Source organism: Paenibacillus lutimineralis, from assembly GCF_003991425.1.
In the GTDB taxonomy this organism is placed as follows: Bacteria; Bacillota; Bacilli; order Paenibacillales; family Paenibacillaceae; genus Fontibacillus; species Fontibacillus lutimineralis.
On record NZ_CP034346.1, the window covers coordinates 1,101,667 to 1,121,418 of the forward strand.

A 19,752-nucleotide genomic window follows, 5' to 3' on the forward strand; every position below is an offset into this window, starting at 1 on the left:
ATCTAAAAAAAGGACGGATAAACCTTTAATTTGATAAGTTGTTATGTAAACGCTTTATTTCTATAATTTACAAGTAAGGAGGTGAAATTTAGAATTTTAAGGAAGAAAAAACAGTAAAAGTTACGTACTGCAAGTAAAACCGACAGAAGGATGTAGGGTAGTAGTGTAGGGCGTAGTTGCAAATCATATATTTAAGGAGGTATTTTATGTTCAAGTTTAATAGGAAAATAATGACGGCATTACTCGTAGCAGCGATGAGTTTTAGTATGTTTGCAGTGACCTCCAGTGCAGCAACAGACTATTGGCAGAATTGGACCGATGGTGGTGGAACCGTCAATGCGGTTAATGGATCTGGCGGCAATTACAGTGTGACATGGTCAAACTCCGGTAATTTTGTTGTAGGCAAAGGCTGGGGTACTGGTTCACCGTCCAGAACCGTCAACTACAATGCTGGCGTCTGGGCACCAAATGGCAACGGATATTTGACTCTCTATGGATGGACAAGAAACTCGCTTATCGAATATTACGTTGTAGATAGCTGGGGAACTTACCGCCCTACTGGAACGTATAAAGGCACTGTATCAAGTGACGGGGGAACGTATGACGTTTATACAAGCATGCGGTACAATGCTCCTTCCATTGACGGTACACAAACCTTCCAACAGTTCTGGAGTGTTCGTCAGTCGAAGAGAGCGACAGGAAGCAACGTTGCTATTACATTTAGCAACCACGTTAATACATGGAAGAATTATGGAATGAATTTGGGCAGCAGCTGGTCTTATCAAGTGTTGGCTACAGAAGGATATCAAAGTAGTGGCAGCTCTAACGTAACGGTGTGGTAACAGGTCGACTGTGAGCAGGACGATTGATAGGCGACAGACCGATTTTTTAAAGTATTAAGAAAGTCTTTGAATTACTGAATAGCGCCAAAGGCCTGCCGGCTCACAGCCGGCGGCCTTATATTAATTATCTTCTGTAGATGTCTACACTTAACAACTTTTTCCATCTGTTTAAAGGAGATATATCCATGAGAAAATTATTCACTTTCCTACTAGTAGCACTAGTATTAGTTGTCAGCGCTTGTTCACAAGAGAAGCTAGGGAAGAATGATACTAACAATAGTCTTGTATTTGTGGAAGGTGGGACGATGACGAACACGAAGTCCAACTACTATGGAAAAAGTGTAACCATATCAAATTTCTATATTGGCAAATATGAAGTCACTCAAAAAGAGTGGGCCGAGGTTATGGGGTATAGTCCTTCAGGATTCCAGGGAGACAATTTGCCGGTTGAAATGGTAACCTGGTACGACGCGATTGAGTACTGCAATCAGAGAAGTATCAAGGAGGGCCTGGCCCCGTACTACAATATCGATCAGAACAAACAGGATCCGAACAATATGAGCGAGAACGATAATATGAAATGGGTAGTAACGATGAATGAAGGAGCTAACGGCTACCGATTGCCGACAGAGGCCGAGTGGGAATATGCTGCTGGTGGAGGTCAGATGAGCAAGAGCTACACCTACAGTGGAAGCGATAAGGCTGATGATGTAGCATGGTATTGGAAAAATGCCGGAAATAAATACTTATCAGGGGATTGGAATTGGCCAATAATAGAAGACAACAAAAATAAAACCCAATCTGTCGGTGCCAAGAAGGCTAATGAGTTAGGGCTTTACGATATGTCGGGAAATGTAAGGGAATGGTGCTGGAACTGGTATGGAGAAGATCTGGATAGCAGCAGCGGATCTTTTCGGGTTGTGAAGGGCGGCGGCTGGATTGGCGATGTTAGCAACAATGAAATTGCTTTCCGTGGCAAGTTCGAGGCGAATGGCCTTGGCCCTGACCAAGGGTTTCGTGTGGCTCGCAGTGAGTAGATAGTCAAGGCTATGTGGTAAGTAATTACGCATGGACATATGGACAAGCATTGATGTTATAATATTGGGAAGAAAATGATGGAGAGGGAGCTACTATGGACATAAGCAAGGTAACCTATGAATCGATAGATCATTATATTTCCACATTTCCACCGGACATTCAGGAAATTCTCGAGGCGATCCGCCAGGTTATCCGTGAAGCAGCTCCTGATGCAGTGGAGAAGATTAGCTATCAAATGCCGACATTTGCGCAACAGGGCAATGTAGTCCATTTTGCCGCGTTCAAGAATCATATTGGCTTCTATCCAGCACCTAGCGGGATTGATGAATTTGAGCAAGAGCTAGCACCGTATAAAGCAGGTAAAGGAACGATCCAGTTCCCTTTCGGCCAGCCAATCCCCTATGACTTGATCACCAAGATTGTGAAGTTCCGAGTGTCCGAGAATATAGCCAAAGCAGAACGTAAAGCGAAGCAGAAAAAATAAATAATGTTCTCTGCAGCCAAAGCCGCCATTTAACACCAGTGATAAACAGGTGAGGATGGGGGCTTTTTTGTGTGGTTAGGAAAGTGTTCGTCAATCTTTTGAACGATCTATAAATAATGCATCTTAAATATGTTATGTCTGTGTTTCAATGTTTTCCCCCTCTAGGCTTCTGGCACCGGATTGCGATTATTTATCTCGCCGATTCCCGTCGAACAATATGAATCTGCTGTAGTGAATGGAGCAAGCCAGATTCGAAGTGTGAAATCTAGTCCTAAATCGATTGTCCCAGAATAATGATCCTCTAATTTACCCAAAAACCTCATAGATGTTGGAAATAACAGGCTAATTAAGGAAGGTATTAGTAGTATGATGTCGAATATTGGGATTTAAGGGTCTATCATCCTGTTTTAGTTACATCCAATAAAGACTCTCTATTAACTTTTATTGGGGAGGTTTTGTAATGAAGAAATTTAACCAGTGGAGACGGATTTGCGCGATCGTGCTATCGTTGTTGCTCGTCGTACAGATGCTGCCTTGGCAGCCGGCGGCGTTGGCTGCGACTAACGGTGACGAGCGGCGCTTTATTCGCGTAGAACCATCCGTGTTCCAGCCGAGCCAGGGTGAGACGACGCTTATTCGCTGGAATTGGGAGGTGGATCACCCAACCGTTATTAAGCTCGTTAGTGGTGAACAGACGGTGACGGTGATACAAGGGGAGAAGAACTATGCCGGTGGCTACGTTCCGCATGAATTCGTATGGAACGGTCAAGATGAGCAAGGGAATATTGTTGCTGCAGGGACTTACAACATCGTGGTTGAACCGCAGGACCTGTTTAAGCCATATGCGTCTGTACATCCGGTAACGATCCTTGGTGGGGAAGCGAAAGATATCGCAATTAGTCCAAATTTACAGGGGGATCGTTTTACGGTCTATGGGAAGTTGGGTAAAGCGCAGGGCGTGACCGGAGTTACATTGACACTAACATCTAACGGAGATACGTCCCGGCAAGTAGAAGCAACCGTTGAAGAGGGGCGCTGGTTTGCGACAGTGGGCTTGACGCCGTACACGGAAACAAGCATTGAAGCAGAGATACGTGGATCAGGGGCAGGTAAACCGAGCTTGACGGTGACGAATCACCCCTTCCGTTTCTTCGATGAACTGTCACTGTTAGGTTTGCAATATTATGGCGACGCACGTCATAAGGATGATATTTTGGCGGACAATGAGCTGCTTGCTTCCAGTGAAGAGGCAAAGTTTGTCGGGCAGAACATATTGATGATTAACCAGACTCAGCGTGTGCGTATTGTGAATCAAGATCCGGTACTGGGCGGTAATATGGGGATTGCTGACTTGTTTGCCGGTATTAATACGAACACACCGGCTCATATGGGGATGGGGAATAATGTCGGTGTAGCGAGTGACTTGTATATCGGTGGTAGTTTCCCGTTGTTCTTCACTCGGACATACAATTCACGTGATGTTTACTTCTCAGAGCTCGGTAGCTACTGGAGCCATACGTATAGCGAACGGTTGCGGGATTTAGATAAGGCGGTGTTAATTCGCTTTGAAGATGGACATATTGAGCGCTACGATAAGCAAAGCGGTGGCAGTTACCGTGCTGGTGAAGGAATATATAATCAATTAACGAAACAAGGCGATGGCAGCTTTGAATTGAAAATGCAGAATCAATCGAAAATGTATTTTTCCAAACAAGGCCTACCCACCCGATATCTCACAGTGAACGGTGTAGAGATGCGATTGCATTTTACGGGTAACCAGTTGGATCATGTAGAGCGGGAAGGAGGTAAGCTACAGTTCCAATATGATGAAGCAGGTTGGCTCATTAAAGTAAGTGATCACACCGGACGTAGCTTCAGTTATACGAACGAAGCTGGAAAGGTTGTAAGCGTTACTGATGTAGAAGGCAATCGTTATGATTATCAATATAATGATGCCGCTCGGTTAACACAAGTGAACGATGCAAATGGCACCGCTTTACGAAAGATGCAATATGACGACAAAGGTCGTCTAACGGATGTCCGGTTTGTTGATGATAGCGGGCGTACTTATCAATATGATGAAGCTAAGCGCGTTGTTACGATGAAGGAAGGAAGCGGCCTAGAGACTCGGTATTTTTATGATGCTGATCTGCGCTTGACGAAGATTGTTGATGCAGCGGGTGAGCAGACGTTCCGTTATGATCAAGTGCTGAATAATGCTGTTTATGCAGGGGATGTAGGGGATCAGGCAGATAAAGCAAATAGTGAAGATCGTGTTGATACTAAAGATAGCAACAACAGCAAGGCTATCCAAGGCGACATTACCAAGACTCAATGGATTCAGATACCTAATGGGAAGTCAGTCGCGGCAGCTTCGGCGTTAGTGCTGACGATAGCACCTGAACAGCAGTCGGGATCGGATGCTAGCGAAGCTCACCAAGCTAGTCAGGATAAGAAGGATAGTTTAACCCTTAGTGATGATACAAGTCCTGTTGAAGTTGTAGAAAGTGATGATAAAGGTAGCGCGGAGAGTAATGCAGGAAATACAAGCGAAGACGCTGCTTCTGATTCAAAAACGGCTCCATGCAGCGTTGCTTGGGACAAGCAAAAAGTATATGTCGGTGGCGAACTTGTCAGCTATGAAGGTCACACTTGGCGGGCGAAGTGGTGGTCGCTGGGTGAAGTGCCAGGTACAACAGGTGAATGGGGCGCTTGGGAAGACAAGGGTACTTGTGATGGAATTGACCCGGCACCAACGCCTAAACCATGTAATGCCGTTGCTTGGGATAAACAACAGGCATATGTCGGTGGAGAAATAGTTAATTATGATGGTCGTACCTGGAAAGCAAAATGGTGGACACAAGGGGACGAGCCAGGCAAGGCCGGTGGAGCTGGTGTATGGGAGGAACAAAGCGGTTGCGACAATAACAGTGATCCGGGTGAGAAACCCAATCCAGAGCTTGACGAAGTGATCATGGCCCCGGATAACGGGACAAAGATTATACGCGCTGAAATGTTCAATGATAACCGCAGTGATATCTACAACACGCTGTATCCTTGGTACCGGCTACATAATGAGTCTGATAGACCGATAGCTTTATCAGATATCCGTATTCGTTATTTCTTTACAGCGGATAGTAAAGATCGCCTGATTTTCTGGAATGATTGGGCTAGTATCGGTAGCACGCACATCGACGGAGAACAGCGTTTTAAAGGTGAATTTATCTCGCTTAAGGCACCGGGAGTGAGTGTGGATACGGTGCTGGAAATGAGCTTTGAAGCGGATTCAGGTATTTTACAGCCGGGAGAATATGTTGAACTGCATACTCGTATTTCCAAAGAGCGCTGGACGGATTTCACTCAAACAAATGACTTTTCATTTAATTCAGTCGATCCTGACTTTAAGAATTGGGAGCGTATTGCTGTCTTCGTTCGTGGGGATTGGGTATGGGGCAGCATGCCGATTGCAGCCGCTCTGGAAGTGGACCCGCCTACTATTGATCATGAGCTGACTATTCCAGACTATTATTCGAAGAAAACGTTTGTGGAAAGCGGGGATGCCCGCGGTGCCAAGACACATTATGTGTACGACGACCGTGGTAACCTGTTAGAGCAGACGGATGCCCTTGGAAACACAACTAAATTCACTTATAACGAGCAAAATCGTATCACGTCGGTCACGGATGCGCTTGGTCATACATCGATGTATACGTATGACGATAAAGGGAACCTGCTGACAGCAACCGATAGTGAAGGCAACATAACGAAATATGTGTATGACGGCAAAGGGTTACCGAATGAAATCATCTTAGCTGATGGTAACAAAGTAAAGGTGGAGTACGATGGCAATGGTAACGCCATTCAAGTTATTGATGGATTAGGTGCGATTCATAAGCAAAGTTATGACGAACTTAATCGTCTGATCGAGCGGATTGATCCGCAGGGAAATAAATACAGCTATGAGTACACTCCAAGCGGCCTGATCAAACAAGTGATCGACGCACTCGGTCAGAAGCAACAGACGAGTTACAATTCGTTTGGCGAGATTACAGAGTTGATTGATGCCGCGGTCGGGAAAACGATGTATCGGTATAACGAGCAAGGTTTGCTTAGTGAACTCATCGATCCTCTGGGGAACTTGACCCAGTATAGTTACGATGATAGCGGACTGTTACAGCAACTGATCGCACCGGATGGGGGCATTACGAGCTACACCTATGATTTATGGAACAGGGTAACTGCGTTTACCGATGCTGAAGGAAATGTAACACGGTACGAATATGATGCGATCGGTAACCTTATCCGTGAAACCGACGCGCGTGGTCATGTGACGACTAACAGTTATGATTTACTCAATCGTTTGACCAAAACCGTTCAAGTGGATGGGGCCGTGGACACCTGGAATTACGATGCGGTTGGTCAGTTGATCGAGTACGTGGATGCAGCTGGTGGTACGAGCCGTTATACGTATAATGGAAGTGGACAACTGCTGAGTGAGACGGATGCGGCTGGTCATATAACGAAATATGCATACACCCCGACAGGTCAGCGACTGAGTATGACAGATGCGACGGGTAATGTAACCAAATATGAGTACGATGGTAACGGAAACTTAAGTACAGTGATCGATGCATTAGGGAACAAAACGAGCTATACCTACGACTCGAGTGGACGCCTGAATGAAGGACGTAATGCATTGGGACAAACGACGACGTATAGTTATGATCCCCTTGGTCAACTGCTCAGTCGGACGGATGCAGGTGGAAGTAAGATTAGCTACACTTATACTCCGCTAGGTCAAGTCGCCAGTATGAGCGATGCCCTCGGTCATCAAACGGAGTACAATTATGATGCGGTCGGTCAGTTGACCGAAGTTCAGGATGCACTTGGCCATAAGACACGCTATAGTTATGATGCGGTCGGTAATCTCACTAGTCAAACGCGGATCGGTACAAATGGTGAAGAGCAAGTGACGAAATATGGCTACGACAAATTGCAGCGTCGTATTGAAGTCATGAGCCCACTGGGGCAGCAAACTCGCTACAGTTACGATCCAAGCGGGAACTTAATAGAAACGGTCGATCCGGCAGGTAAGAAGATCAGCCAGACATACGATGCGAATAATCGCTTAATGGAGATTGCTTACAGTGCGGAGAAACAAGCGAAATTTGCGTACAACCAGCGCGGTGAACTCGTGCGGATGGAAGACTGGAACGGAGTTACTGATATTCAGCGCGATGTGCTGGGGCAAATTACCCGTGTTACCGATCCGAAGCAACGTACGGTGAATTATACATGGACACCAGTTGGCAACAAAGCAAGTTTAACTACACCAGACGGCAAACAGACGACATATGATTACGATGCTCTCAATCGACTGAGTAATGTGAAAGACCATACGGGGACGACAGCTTATACGTACAATGCGGCGGGTCAATTAATCGAAAAAACAGTAGCTAACGGTAGTACGACTCAATATAGCTACAACTCACGTGGTCTACTAGAGAAACTAAGCGAGCAAAATCAAGCTGGAAACATTTTAAACAAACACGAATACAGCTATGATGCGGCTGGAAATATCTTAAATTGGATCGAAACGATCGACGGCAAGAAGCGTGACAAGTCATATACGTATGACGAACTGAACCAATTGATCCAAGTGATCGATCAGGGTCAGGAGCGTACGTACCGTTACGACAGCTTCGGCAATCGGATCGAGAAAGCCGGAACTGGAGACCCGACTACCTACAGTTACAATAGTGCTAACCAACTGTTAGAGGAAAAATCAGGCGGCGTGCAGAAGAAGTACCAATATGATCCACGTGGTAACTTAATCACGGTGACCACTGGCAGCAAAACATTAGAGAACTACACGTTTGATGAAACGAATCGACTCATCCAAGCGGTTAAAGACGGAAAAACGGCGGAATACCGCTACAACGCACGAGGTGTACGCATCCAGAGTCAAACCGCTGATAAAACGCAGGACTTTGTTACTGATCTAACCTCAGCTTATAACGATCTGTTAGCCGTGTATGAAGGTGAAACACTGCAAGCCAGCTACACTTACGGTCTAAATCGTCTTCAAGTCCACTTGCCAAATGGTCAGAGCGAAACGTATTCTTATGACCACTTAGGCAGCATCGTTGGATTGCAGGATCAGCAAGGGAAAATGATCGAGACGCATCGTTATGACGAGTTTGGTTTACTGCAAACTCAAACGCAAACTGATCGAGCAGTTGGCTTTACTTATACAGGCTATCCGTATGAAGATAACGGTTTGTATTATGCGCAAGCGCGCTACTATAAGCCGGAGGTTGGGCGGTTTATTAGTGAGTATGCATATGAGGGACAGATTAGCAATCCACAGAGCTTGAATAGGTATATGTATGTGCTTAATAATCCGTTGAAGTATATTGATCCAAGGGGATATGATGCCATAATTATTACAAACCCCAATTTAGCCTTTAAGCAGGGCCATACTTCTGCAATAATTCAAGATAAAGATGGTAAATGGTATTATTTTTATTGGGGAGATCAGAATGTACATTTAGTTGAAGTAGATAGTGTCGATGCATTAAATAGTCTTGAAGACTTTAATTTCTGGGCTTCTAATAAAAAAATTAAAGATAAGAAGGGGAATTTGATAGGATTGGCTGGATTTGGAGATGGAGGTTATAAATCTTCAACATATATTAAAGGGGACTTTAATGAAAGTGTAGTAAAAGCAAATAAAATATATAAAGCCCATAGTGATAATGCCGTAAATAAAGATTATAATGTAGCAACTAAAAATTGTTTACAAGTTACTGAATCGGTACTAGATGAAGGTATGTTAGCTAATGGAACAAAGGCTTCAAGATTTTTTGCAACAAATTTTAATGTTTATAACAACACAATCGATCATTCTCGAATTATACCAAACATTGCTAAAGCCAGGTTTCAAGTAATATTTTATAATAATGCTTTTACTTATGAAGAATATCAAGAACAATTACAAGAAGTTAAAGAAAGCTATAATAGTATGAATTGGGTGATGAAAAAAGTATCCAAGGCAAAATATCATTTATTTAGAATTAATATTCTTCTAGATGATATTTAGAAAGGAGCTGAAATTATTACTTCTTCTAAGTGGTTTAATATTATTTTTCTTTTAATAATTTTTTTAGGTGTGCTTTTGGTTATTGAATATGTATATACCGGTTTGAATGGTTCTCCAATTGAAAAATACAAGTACAAAAAAGAAACTATCACTTATTTGGAATTAAAACGTCCGGAAATCCCTATTCACAGAATTACAATACAATATGGGGTTAAAGAAATGATCTACTATGCTACGGTAGAAACGACATCAGGAATAATGTTTGATGTAAGAAAACTGAGTAATGGGGAACTTGAAGATGATTATGATTATACAATAATTTGGATGGATAAGGTTTCTCAAGAGATAACGACTTTTGTTAAGAAGGAGTTTAATGAACAGGCGTCCGTAGTCTTTAAAACAACATCGCAAATATCTATTACCCTTCATGAGCCATTTCAAGGTGATAGGAGTTTACGGCAATGTTTCGAGACTATCGAATGGATTTCTAGCGAACAACGTACTCAAACCAATATTTCTTTTATATTCGATAGTCATTCTATCTATATTAGTGATAAAGAATGGGGTTCTATAAATCACTGGAGGGACTTATCGAAGTATGTAATGGAAGATAGTTAATAAGTTTGAAAGGGGGCCACAAGCGACTTACAGCTTGTGGTCCTCTGATACTAAGGGGGTTCCAATTCACCGTTGTAATCATGGAAAGATACTCACTCCATTTTGAAAAAAAAATAATGTAGCTGAGTTGATGAATATACTGTACTCAGTTTCATACATTCGTTCATTTAGTAAGTATAGGGGGACCTCTAGCTGCCTTGAAGGCAGACGGAGGTTCTTTAGGTTAAAGGAGTGGAGGTCCCTAATGGTAAAGGTACATTAGACTTAGATTAATGCAAAGGTGTTCATGTGAGGTGGGACGAAATACTGCCTTATATAGTCTTCAATGATGTTAATATATGGGTGAAGCAACTAGAAAGATATCTAGTGGGATTGAGATAGGGGAGGGCAGGGCATAGGATGTATGGAAGACAATACTAACAAATAGAGGAATAAGTACATGAGATACACTGCTGTTGAATGGTTATGGTATAGATATCCAGATAGGTATGAAATTAATGATTTTTTGCCTCAAAGATATATTCAGAAATAAAAATTGCATTATCAAAAGTACAGCATAGGACAGGCGAGTTGGGCTACAACTGCTTGATTTGGTCCACGAAGTCGCTGCCAAAGCAGGGAAAAAAGCTTTCGGTTCTAATTCAACGTCAAATCCGGATTACCGCCATACCCAGTTACATCAAGGCTTACTTGCCAATTTGCTGCTGCAAAAGTTACAACATTACTTATAGTCATAGGGTCTTATAACAAATGAGTATCTCAAAAAAGGTGAATGGGGAATTATTATGAGTCAAATTGATGAATGGCTTAATTTAATGAACAAGGCTGACGAAATAATGGATAAGAAAGGGGATTTGGATGTTGACTCTACGATTCCTTTCCTGGTCGAGCTGTTAGACACATACCAAAATGCTCATTTAGAAGATGCTGCAGTTAAAGTTACACAATATTTACTTTCCTTTGGTAGAGTAATGATTCCATATTTAAATTTACAGCAACAGGAGACGAATTTTATTCACTATTTTTGTGGTTATGTTATGCCGCAATGTTCAGATGATTTATTAATTGTGATGCGTGAGCAACTTTGGGAAGTGCTACAAAGAAATGATACTTCTGAAGAAACAGATCTGGTCGTGATTAATTATCTTCTACAAAGGAAACTATTTATTAATGAGCTAAAAGAGATTCTAGTAGAAAAGAAGAAACATATGGAACAAGAACTAATCCAAGGGGATAGGCCTTTTATCCAAAATTACTTAGAAAGTTTAAATAATATATTACAGGTCTATCAGTTTTTATGGGTGAAATGAACTTGCTAAAAAGCACACGGAATAACCTGTAATATTGAGAGAACCTTGCCGGGCTTCATGCCTGTTAAGTTTTTTTTGTATAACGGTCTTCAAATGGTAAGCAGAAAATGGCGTCTATCACAGTATTTCCGCCCCTTTTTGTATCTTTGAAGGAAAAGGAACATGTCTTTGCGAATTGTGGCAGTAAAAACAAAGATAAAAATTAAAAATAACTATTTGGATGGGAAGGTGTAAGATTTGGATGAACTCTATCCTGAATATGTTACAAAAGAAGCCATTGAAGGCCTTACTAAAAAATTAAATTTACCTAAGCCTGATATGTATTCACAAGATTGGGAGTATGAAGTGACGGATTCAGCAAGAGTGGCGGAATTTATGGACTTTTATGGAAATAACACCTTAAACAAAGAAGAGAAATTTGCCTTGATGAAAATAATAATCTCTTCCTACGATGAAGCCTTGACAGAAGAAATGGCTAATGAGAAAATTGCTTCCCAAATCAAGTCTTATCTTATTCTTGATGTATATATTCACAGAAATACTATTAGTTACTGGGCATTGTTGGATGAAGTTGATATAGAAGACTGCTTTGCTATAACCCCTTTGATGAGAGAAGTACACGCAGCATTATAGGTCACCAGTTACAATAGCGGACCCGACTGTTAGAGGGAAAACCAGGGGGCGTAGAGAAAAACTACTAATATGATCCCCGCGGTAACTTAAGCACGGTGGCCGCTGGTAGAGGTTCAAGATACTCCATTCATACGCATTCTCATAATTATTTCTGAGGCAGGTGAAAATAATGGATTTTTGGATTCAGGCAAGTAGACCCAAATATACGGGTCTATACGATAAAGAAGATCAAAACTTATCAAATGCTATCGAAACAATATTCCCCATGATGACTGAAAAAGCGCTTATTTTTTGGAAAACTATTTATATTCCATTGTGCTATAAGTATGATATTAGTTGGATGATAGATAATATTCTTGACATATTTGAAATGCTAAGAAGTAAACCAGATGGTGAAATATCCTTGAAATGGGCATCGAACACGTTTTCTGCTGTTTGGAATATAAGGTGGATGGATGAAGAGGTTGTAATAGCTCCTGAGTGGTACTCGGTTTTGGGGCATACTGAACATCTATTGAATTCAAAAGGGGCTATTATGGTGCCTATTCGATCATTTATATCCGAATGGAAGAAAATTCTAGGTGTTATTTTAGTCGGGCTTAAAGAATCAGGATACAACGAGAAGGACCTTTGTGGGATGAAACGATTAATTTCTGAGTATAATGCAATTGAATCTGAAGGAGTTCTTTATGTATAATGCTTAAATCAGTGTTAGCCCAAATCCCAAAATACTCAAGCCAGGAATTTGTATGATGTCTCCGCATGCATACTCAGTAGCCTTTATTTATTGGGAATAGGCTAGTTTCTCATGAAAGGCAATACTGATCAATGTGAGGTGTGGATGTATATGAGATACATTGCTGTTGAATGGTTATGGTATAGATTTCCTGATAGATATGAAATTAATGATTCTTTGCCTGTAAAAATATATTCAGAAATAAATGAACTGGGTGAGGAGATACGAAAAATTGAATTTTTTTTGAACGGAAAAGTAGGATTCGCTTCTTCTGAGATAAGTTATTGCGAAGTTGAGCAAACTGAAACAGAGCTTTCGGATCAAGTTATTCCTGAATTAGATGTGATTGATGAAAGCGGAGGGACGACGGACTTTGTTATAGGAATTACAAAAGAATATTTCGAGCAGATATGGCAAGTGATTGTCGATACTATTAAAAAATAGTTATTCATTATTCATTTAAAGGAACCACAAGTGCTTATAGCTTGTGGTTTCTTCACTAAATTAAGCCTAGTTATGGAATTCTTTGATGAAGAGGGTACTGATCACAGATTCAAAACCTAGAAATAAGGAGAATAAAAAGAAAAGGTTAATATTGTATCATTATACAAATGAGCCTGGATTAGTGGGGATTTCTCTCTTCGCAAACTATAAATCCCTCTCTTAAATCGGTTAGCCCTAAGGATGCCAGATATGATGATGGAGTATATCTTTCCGATCTTATTCCGGGAACTAAAACACAAGCCCAGCTATCTTATGCTTTCTTAGGCATCCTTATCAAGGGAAGAAGTATTCAAAGTATATAGCCATAGATGTGACCGGCCTAAACGTTACTAAAGGGCGAGACAGCGTCTATGTCATCAATACTTCAGTGCCCTTAAATATTACAGGAAGAATTATGGGATTTGGGAATGTTCCTGCAAAGAATTAGGAGGGATTCATTTGAAATATTTGAAATGTAAATGGATTCATGATTTTATGAATGAACCAACGATAATAATATCTGAGATTGACGAAAACCGATTCGAGACCCGAAAAATTGAAATTTTTAGGGACGGAAAGTTTGGACTCGCAGCACTTAATCTAGAGTATATGAATACCCGTCTAGGTGAAGTTCCTTTGCCTGATATGGACGAGCAATTCGAAGTGCAAAGTATTTCGAGTCAGGAGTTTAATGAAATGTGGAGGGATAAAATACAATCATTTATTAGATTGCTTAAAGATTGAACCGGTAACCACCACAGTTGTTTCGATTTATAAGGTCCATGGAATTGGGCCATAGGAGAGTTTCAGATTAATGGGAAAAGCTATTAGATCAGAGGCGCTGAGTTTTATAAGGGTATATGATCCCCAAACCAACACTTTTGGCTCTTATAATTCTAATGGAACGACCAAAACATATTATAAACCAACTTCACCAACATATTGGTAAAGACAACCGGGGAGTAGAATATTTGGGATGGGACAGTTGGTTACACTTCTTCGAAAGTCTTAAAGACAAAAATAAGAAGCTTGTAGATGGTGCAGTTACAGTTGGTGGAGCTGTAATAGGAAATTATATTATTGATGTTTACACTTCGTCTCCATCGGTAGGTGAAGAGAGACACATTATTTGGAGAACAGATACAAAGACTGGTCAGATAAGTAATCTTGTTGTAGTAACTGACGGTAGAAAGGTAATTGAAGATAGGTACTGGTATATAACGAGGAGAGGGAAGTGACTGTGAATAAAAAACTTTTTAGTTTCATATTTGTAGGAACTATACTTCTAATGACATTTTTTATGGCTGGAGTCAAGGGACTCATTTATTTTCTAGGATATTTAATTGTCGTGGGATTAATTTTGAAACTTGTTAAAAATAAAAAAGTACAATTAGTCTTACTTCTAGTTACTATCTTTATGCTAATTTTAGGTAGGTATCTAATTCCGATGATTTAATTTCTACTGAGCCACATGCGAGTGTAACTCCTTGTGGCTTTCTTTTTTTGCCCATGTTTCATAAACAAAAAGCCTAACTGCACCCTATAGAGTAGACATTATAAAAAACGTCATTCTATAGGGTGTTTTTTTGGCTCAAAATCATCAAGGAGGATTAATATGGATTTTATAAATATGATTAAGAAAAATGTAAACTTTAGTTCGATACCAGGAATTCTTTTAGAAATCAAAGACTCACTGAGAGGCGAAGATAAGGTGAAACAATTTGATGTGAAATTTATAGAAAATGTATATATTATTGAGATTAAGTTACAGGAATTTAATTTATCAAATGTACAACATGTGTTTTCAGAACTTGTTGACTTTATCCAATATGAATCTGTTTTTTATGAAAGGACAGATAAATTTGATCAAATAGTTTATGATCTGATTTCAATTAGTAGCAATCATGATGCATATAATTGCAAGGTATTTTTTATGAAGTAAAATCAAGAAAAGCGGTTTAATTAAACAATTTAGATTGGGAGTTATTAAGTACTAAAGATTTAGGAATAACCTCTAGCTGCCTTGAAGGCAGACGGAGGTTCTTTAGGTTAAAGGAGTGGAGGTCCCTAATGGTGAAGGTACATTAGACTTAGATTAATGCAAAGGTGTTCACTGTGAGGTGGGACGAAATACTGCCATATATAGTCTTCAATGATGTTAGTATATGGGTAAAGCAACTAGAAAGATATCTAGTGGGATTGAGATAGGGTAGGGCAGGGCATAGGATGTATGGAAGACAATACTAACTAATGAGAGGAATAAGTATATGAGATACACTGCTGTTGAATGGTTATGGTATAGGTACCCCAGTAAATATAAGACTAGACAGAATTCAAGACCAATAAAAATATATTCAGAAATAAATGAACAGGGAGAGGAAGAACGAAAAATCGAATTTTTTTTAAATGGTAAAGTAGGCTTCGCATCTTCAATAGTAAGTTATTGCGAAGTTGATGAAACTGAAACAGAGCTTTCAGATCAGGTTATGCCTGAATCAGATGTGATGAATGAGGACGGAGGAACAGATTTTGTTATAGAAATTACAAAAGAATATTTCGAGCAGATATGGCAAGTGGTTGTTGATACTATTAAATAATAGTTATTTATTCAAAGGAACCACGAGCGAGTTTATTGCTTTATGGTTTCTTTATAAAAAAGTTTACCTATGAAGATATTCCCCTTATAGTCAGCGGTGTATGCACCACTTCCGCAAACGACTTGACTACCTATATATACATTAGCGCTAACAAACTATCGGAGGAAGAACAACACTTTATAGTGAACGAATGCTTATACATTCAGGGGATGAGCGATGGCATACAGTTTATAGATTACCGGCTTCGATCTGGTCCGAGCAAGATTATGGAATTCGAGCAAGAGTTAGCCCCTTATAAAGCAGGAAAGGGTACGATCCAACTTCCGCTCGATCAGCCGATCCCGTATAAATTGATCACCAAGGGTGTGAAATTCAGAGTGGTTATGGATATTGCCAAAGTAGAACGGAGAGCGAAGAAAAAGGAAATTGAATAATGTCCTCTGCAGCCAAACCCGTCATTTAACCCTAGCGGTAAGCAGGTTTGATGGCGGTTTTTTTGTGCGGTAAGAGAGGTAGAGCATCCGGGTACATATTGTAATAAATTAACAATTAAAAATTCTGTTTATTGAGTCCTTCTTAACATACGGAGTAGCAGGAATGTGAGATAATCATAATGTTTCTTTGCTAAAATAGTCAAAGGGGGGGAGAAATAGAATGAACATTATACACCAACAGGTATTTGATATTTTGGACAGTATGGAGATTGAATATGGCGTTGTCGAACATCCAGCTGTATATACAATAGAAGAAATGGATCAGCTGCAGATTGACAGCAAAGATGAGATCGTGAAGAATCTGTTTGTCCGAGATGATAAGAAAAACAGATATTTCGTCATCGTGCTTCAAAAGACGAAGACCGTTAATCTGAAAGATTTGAGACAGCGATTAGACTGCCGACCGCTTAGCTTTGCTTCCGAAGAGGATTTACAAAGATACTTAAACTTGAATAAAGGAGCTGTTACACCCTTAGGGGTTTTGAACGATGAGGCTCGTAGGGTAGAGGTTGTAATCGATCAAGATATTCTACGGTTTGACCAGGTCGGAGTACATCCGAATGATAACACCGCAACGGTCTGGCTTCGCCCACAAGATTTGGAGGCGGTCATTAAGAGTCACGGCAATACGGTATGTTACATAGAAATCTAGGGGGCTCGCTGAACTCCAGCGGGTCTTTTTTTGACTTTTTAAGGCATGAGAATAGAGGAGACTTTTGTTTGACAGAAATAAGGGTTTCATCCATAATGTTATTCATACTAATCTTATCTGTTTTATATGAGAAGGGGGAAGAGGCATGAAAAGGTTCCAAACATCTGTAAGAAAATCAATTTGGGTAGGGACATTGGCAGTTCTATTGTTGGTATTAATTGCGGGATGCTCCGGAAACAAAAATGCTCCTGCTGCGAATAAAGATGCTCAGCAAAATGCGAATCAAGAAAAGAACCAAAGTGCTAATACAGGCAAGCCTGCGGTGGGAGGAACCTTCGTCTACGGGCGACCGGCTTCGGTGAATTCGCTTGATTTGCATAATCAGATTACAGCAAACAATGCTTTTGCCATTGATAAAGTATTTGAACCCCTCGTTGCCTTTGACAGCAAAGGCGAGATTGTAGATTGGCTTGCCAAGTCGCATAGCATTAGTGACGACGGACTGACCTATACCTTTGTGCTGCGTGACGGCTTGAAGTTCTCTAACGGGACGGATGTTACTGCGGATGACGCCGTATTCTCGCTGCAGCGGCATTTGAATGTCGGCGGTCCACTCGCTATAGCGGCAAAGGTTGACACCATCAAAGCGGAGGATAGCCACACGCTGGTTATTACGCTTAAGGAGTCGTATACACCGTTCATTTCCGAGCTGTCGAACTTCTCAAACGGTATTCTTCCGAACAATTTCGGCGGGGTATCCGAAGAGGAATTCTTCAAGAAGCCTGTAGGTACGGGACCTTTCGTTGTTGAGCAGTGGGATCCGGCGGGTGATCTGACTTTTGCCAAGAACCCTTACTATTGGCAGGAAGGGAAGCCGTATATTGATAAACTTGTCTATAAGCTGATTGAAGACGACAGTCAGGCCATCAACCAATTGAAGGCGGGAGAGATCGACGGCATCGAATCGCTTGCTCTGCAAAATGCCGAAGAGATCAAGAATGGCGCTGACACTACCGTAGTAACGAACGGCAGCTGGGTGACTGAACAGTTGTTCTTCAATACGTTAGATCAACATTTCTCCGATGTTCATGTCCGCCGGGCTTTAGCGTTGGCCATCGATCGTGAAGGCTTGACCAAGGCGCTTACCTTCGGTTATGCACAAACGGCGAATTCATTGCTGCCAACGGCAATCCCGTATCATTCAAATGATACGATCAAAGTGCTGAACTTTGATTTGAATGCTGCCAAGGAGGAACTGGCCAAATCAGCTTTCCCTGATGGATTCACCACCAAATTGCTTGTGGCCTCTGGCAATAGTACAAGAGCCCAAGAGGCACAGATTATCCAGGCAGCGGGCAAGGAGATCGGGATTAATATTGAGATTGAATCCATTGAATTAGCCACTTTCCGGGAACGTTTCTTTGCTTACGATTTCTCGGCCATGCTTAACAGTGGGCAAGCAGATTCTCCTGATGCGAATTCGATTATTGCCTTTCAGACCGATCCGGAAGGATTCAGTAAATCGTACTGGACGCATTATACGAATGATGAAGTAACCAAGCTTTTGCATGAGGGGCAGAAGACGGCGGATGGTGAGGGCCGTGCGAAGGTCTATTCTGATCTGCTGCAAATTGTTGCGGAAGAAGTGCCGTACATCCCGCTTTATTATCCAGACATTCTGAAAGGCGTTCGTTCTTCAGTCAATAGCTTTGTCGTTCTACCTAACGGCAGTGTTCGCTTTGAAGAAGTTCATGTCAAGCAATGATGAAATTAAGCAAGTCGTTAAATAAATCGCCGGGAGGCACTGTATCCGGCAGATGGCTCGTATTGGCTGTTGTCAGGGCATTGGTCGTGATCTTTTGTGTGATGACAGCCGTATTTTTCATCATCCGCATTGTTCCGGGGGATCCCGCTAAGATGATTCTGGGAGAATACAGCACGCCTGAGGCTATCGCGAATATGCGTCATACACTCGGGCTGGATCTTCCCCTATGGGAGCAATTCTTCCGATTCGTAAAGACGCTGTTCACCCAAGGAGATACGGGGAATTCAATTATTGCCGGGACCTCAACAAGAGAGTTAATCGCTGAACGGGCTCCCGTTACCTTGCTTCTTATTGGGATGGCATGTGTTCTGGCAGTGCTGGTTGCGCTTCTACTGGCTGTGCTTGCTGCCACACGCAAGGATAAGCTTGCGGATCATTTGATACGCGTTATCCCTACAATCACGCTAGGCATGCCCGTTTTCTGGGTCGGCTTGCTGTTGATCTTGCTCTTTAGCGTCCGTCTTCACTGGTTTCCCGTTGGCGGGATCGGGGAAGGCTGGACCGGAACTTTATACAGTCTTACGCTTCCGGCGATTACCGTCGCTTTTTCACAGATTCCTACGCTGGTTCGTTCATTAAGAGCGCAGATGCTTGAGGTGCTGGAGTCCGATTTTGTAGTTACATTAAAAGCTGCTGGAATACCGAGCCGGGTAATTCTGTTCAAGCATGTATTGCGCAACTCTGCGCTTCCAACGCTGATGCTGCTTGGCGTGAATATTTCTTATTTGATCGGCGGCACGCTGGTCGTTGAACAGGTATTTGGCATTAAGGGGATTGGCAGCCTGCTGTTCAGCTCCATCGCAAAACGGGATTTCCCGGTTATTCAGGGAATAGCGCTTTATTGCGCAGTATCTGTCGTGATCATCAGTCTTCTAATTGAAATTATATCCTGGTGGCTTGATCCCAGAACGAGGGGAAAACAATGAATCCTATCCAAA

At 41.6% G+C, this 19,752-nt stretch carries 17 protein-coding genes and 1 pseudogene; all 18 read left to right on the plus strand.

Features of this window, described 5'->3' with window-relative positions; translation table 11 throughout:
- The first annotated feature begins 206 nt into the window (after nucleotides 1–206).
- The 18 genes and pseudogenes from EI981_RS04705 to EI981_RS04790 all read left to right on the plus strand — a co-directional run bounded on the left by EI981_RS04705 (nucleotide 207) and on the right by EI981_RS04790 (nucleotide 19,740).
- Complete coding sequence (locus tag EI981_RS04705) at nucleotides 207–842, plus strand: glycoside hydrolase family 11 protein (RefSeq protein WP_126995866.1); 636 nt, start codon at nucleotides 207–209, stop codon at nucleotides 840–842.
- A 185-nt stretch (nucleotides 843–1,027) separates the two neighbouring features.
- A complete protein-coding gene (locus tag EI981_RS04710) occupies nucleotides 1,028–1,879 on the plus strand; it encodes a formylglycine-generating enzyme family protein (protein ID WP_126995868.1) in 852 nt (283 codons plus the stop codon).
- Between the two features lie 95 nt (nucleotides 1,880–1,974).
- Nucleotides 1,975–2,364, plus strand: a complete 390-nt coding sequence (locus EI981_RS04715) for an iron chaperone (RefSeq protein ID WP_126995870.1) — start codon at nucleotides 1,975–1,977, stop codon at nucleotides 2,362–2,364.
- 460 nt (nucleotides 2,365–2,824) lie between these two features.
- Nucleotides 2,825–9,466, plus strand: a complete 6,642-nt coding sequence (locus EI981_RS04720; protein WP_126995872.1) for a carbohydrate-binding protein — start codon at nucleotides 2,825–2,827, stop codon at nucleotides 9,464–9,466.
- 75 nt (nucleotides 9,467–9,541) lie between these two features.
- Nucleotides 9,542–10,084 carry a hypothetical protein gene (locus EI981_RS04725; RefSeq protein ID WP_126995874.1) on the plus strand — a complete coding sequence of 181 codons (543 nt, stop codon included), beginning with the start codon at nucleotides 9,542–9,544 and terminating at the stop codon, nucleotides 10,082–10,084.
- A gap of 785 nt (nucleotides 10,085–10,869) precedes the next feature.
- Nucleotides 10,870–11,394 carry a hypothetical protein gene (locus tag EI981_RS04730; RefSeq protein ID WP_126995876.1) on the plus strand — a complete coding sequence of 175 codons (525 nt, stop codon included), beginning with the start codon at nucleotides 10,870–10,872 and terminating at the stop codon, nucleotides 11,392–11,394.
- Between the two features lie 237 nt (nucleotides 11,395–11,631).
- Nucleotides 11,632–12,027 (plus strand): hypothetical protein, encoded by a 396-nt coding sequence (locus tag EI981_RS04735; protein ID WP_126995877.1) that lies wholly within the window; start codon nucleotides 11,632–11,634, stop codon nucleotides 12,025–12,027.
- A gap of 169 nt (nucleotides 12,028–12,196) precedes the next feature.
- Nucleotides 12,197–12,724, plus strand: a complete 528-nt coding sequence (locus EI981_RS04740; RefSeq protein ID WP_126995879.1) for a hypothetical protein — start codon at nucleotides 12,197–12,199, stop codon at nucleotides 12,722–12,724.
- A 150-nt stretch (nucleotides 12,725–12,874) separates the two neighbouring features.
- A complete protein-coding gene (locus EI981_RS04745) occupies nucleotides 12,875–13,207 on the plus strand; it encodes a DUF6881 domain-containing protein (protein ID WP_126995881.1) in 333 nt (110 codons plus the stop codon).
- A 206-nt stretch (nucleotides 13,208–13,413) separates the two neighbouring features.
- A pseudogene (locus EI981_RS30190) lies at nucleotides 13,414–13,694 on the plus strand (HYD1 signature containing ADP-ribosyltransferase family protein).
- An 11-nt stretch (nucleotides 13,695–13,705) separates the two neighbouring features.
- Nucleotides 13,706–13,990 carry a DUF6881 domain-containing protein gene (locus EI981_RS04755; RefSeq protein WP_126995883.1) on the plus strand — a complete coding sequence of 95 codons (285 nt, stop codon included), beginning with the start codon at nucleotides 13,706–13,708 and terminating at the stop codon, nucleotides 13,988–13,990.
- Nucleotides 13,991–14,106: 116 nt separating this feature from the next.
- The gene (locus tag EI981_RS04760; RefSeq protein ID WP_227011692.1) at nucleotides 14,107–14,484 is read left to right on the plus strand and encodes a hypothetical protein; all 378 of its coding nucleotides are present in this window, start codon (nucleotides 14,107–14,109) and stop codon (nucleotides 14,482–14,484) included.
- A 377-nt stretch (nucleotides 14,485–14,861) separates the two neighbouring features.
- Nucleotides 14,862–15,188: a hypothetical protein gene (locus EI981_RS04765; protein WP_126995887.1), complete on the plus strand. Its 327-nt coding sequence runs from the start codon at nucleotides 14,862–14,864 to the stop codon at nucleotides 15,186–15,188.
- A gap of 325 nt (nucleotides 15,189–15,513) precedes the next feature.
- On the plus strand, nucleotides 15,514–15,843 hold the full coding sequence (locus EI981_RS04770; protein ID WP_126995889.1) for a DUF6881 domain-containing protein: 330 nt from the start codon (nucleotides 15,514–15,516) through the stop codon (nucleotides 15,841–15,843).
- A 182-nt stretch (nucleotides 15,844–16,025) separates the two neighbouring features.
- Nucleotides 16,026–16,277: a hypothetical protein gene (locus tag EI981_RS04775; RefSeq protein WP_126995891.1), complete on the plus strand. Its 252-nt coding sequence runs from the start codon at nucleotides 16,026–16,028 to the stop codon at nucleotides 16,275–16,277.
- Nucleotides 16,278–16,497: 220 nt separating this feature from the next.
- Nucleotides 16,498–16,989 carry a prolyl-tRNA synthetase associated domain-containing protein gene (locus EI981_RS04780; RefSeq protein WP_126995893.1) on the plus strand — a complete coding sequence of 164 codons (492 nt, stop codon included), beginning with the start codon at nucleotides 16,498–16,500 and terminating at the stop codon, nucleotides 16,987–16,989.
- Between the two features lie 145 nt (nucleotides 16,990–17,134).
- A complete protein-coding gene (locus tag EI981_RS04785; protein WP_126995895.1) occupies nucleotides 17,135–18,754 on the plus strand; it encodes an ABC transporter substrate-binding protein in 1,620 nt (539 codons plus the stop codon).
- Nucleotides 18,754–19,740: an ABC transporter permease gene (locus EI981_RS04790; RefSeq protein WP_227011693.1), complete on the plus strand. Its 987-nt coding sequence runs from the start codon at nucleotides 18,754–18,756 to the stop codon at nucleotides 19,738–19,740. Before EI981_RS04785 ends, EI981_RS04790 begins: the two co-directional genes overlap by 1 nt.
- Nucleotides 19,741–19,752: the final 12 nt, after the last annotated feature.